The organism is Paraburkholderia acidipaludis NBRC 101816, assembly GCF_000684975.1.
Classification (GTDB): domain Bacteria; phylum Pseudomonadota; class Gammaproteobacteria; order Burkholderiales; family Burkholderiaceae; genus Paraburkholderia; species Paraburkholderia acidipaludis.
The window spans coordinates 1-1,432 of the sequence record NZ_BAXZ01000055.1; the positions used below are offsets into that span (position 1 = coordinate 1).

Sequence of the window (1,432 nt, forward strand, 5' to 3'; positions counted from 1 at the left end):
AATGCCGTTCAGTTAAGGTCCCGCTTCAGGTACCGAACGGTGTAACGGAAAGGTCTGGACTTGACGGTCCGAGCGCATGAGCGCCCGGACCGTTTTTCGTTGGGAAGCTGCTTGAGCCGTTCGCGCAGTCGCCCAAGTAGCGCGGGGAGTTTGCCGTACGAGCGTGTGACGGCCGCCCATGTCATTTCGTACTGGAACGTGTGAAACGCCCGGATGAAGCTCAGTTCCTCGGGTGTGCGCCCGGCCTCCAGGGCCGCCTTGGCCATCTCCAGTCGAATCAGGTTGTAGGCGATCAAGGCCCCCCAGAATTCCTGGTAGACGCCCTCCACAGTCTGACTGCGAAGGGTCAATTCCATGCCCAGCATCGACTGCTTCAATTCACGGTAGCTGGTCTCGATTTGCCAGCGACGTTCGTAGCAGGACACGATGTCATCCGCCTTGAAGCGCTGGCGATCGCTCAGGGAAGTCAGCAATATCCGCTGCCGGCCGCGGGTATCGACGGCGAGCACCGCGCGGGCCTGCCAGTACTCGGGCAGCTCTGGACACGCCTTTCGTGCCTGTGGCGACACGCGCATGCGCACCATCTGATCGCCGGTCTCGCCGCTGAGCACTTCCCAGCGCGTATTGGACTTGGCCGGAATGATGAAATGCCGGTTCTCCCCGCCAAAGACCAGGCTGCACAGCAACTGGGCAGACAGGAACCCCTTATCGAACACCGTAATGGAATGTTGCGGCACCCGCGGCATGAGCTCTCGCGCCGAGATCATCTCGTTGACGTCGTAAGGACCGAATTCGACGTCGTGTACCAGATGCGTGGGAATGGCGGTGAGCGTGACTGCGCGCAACTGGGGATAGCTGCCCACCCGGTCATGCACGGCCACGGATGCCCCGAAGTGCCTGCGGTTGGCGGCACTGTCGGCCGTGCGCAGTGTCGTGCCGTCCATGGCAAACAGCGAGAATCCCTTGAAGAGGTATTGCGCCTGATCCTGGGCAACCCAGCTCCTGGCGGATTCGTGAAACAGCCAGGCCAGCGGCGCGGCGCCGGTGCGTTGCCGGGCCTGGCTGATGGCGCTCTTGCTGACAAACGAAGCATCGGGCGCAGCAAGTGCAAGTTCCAGCCCGTCGACGACCTCGCTGATTGACTGATGGCGGTACAACGCCAGCGCGATCACCAGCCAAACCACCTGTTGCGCCGGCAGACGGCGACGACGGACGCTGGCACTGCCGCTGGCCTGGACTGCCTGCTCAATCCATTGATACGGCAGATGCTGGCCCAGCCGATCCCATTCGAACGGTGGGCGTGAATCGACAAGAAGAGGAAGGTCGTCAATCAGCATGGCGATGAAAGTTAACATCGCCACGTCCGGTTTACAACACCTCGGCTCCACCAACAAAAATGCCGTTCAGTCGCTTAACTGAACGGCATTACACC

1 protein-coding gene is annotated in these 1,432 nt (G+C 61.2%); it reads right to left on the reverse strand.

Annotated elements, in window-relative coordinates; all coding sequences use genetic code 11:
• Nucleotides 1-8 precede the first annotated feature (8 nt).
• Nucleotides 9-1,337 carry an IS4 family transposase gene (locus BAC01S_RS29755; RefSeq protein WP_027798017.1) on the reverse strand — a complete coding sequence of 443 codons (1,329 nt, stop codon included), beginning with the start codon at nucleotides 1,335-1,337 and terminating at the stop codon, nucleotides 9-11.
• Nucleotides 1,338-1,432 lie beyond the last annotated feature (95 nt).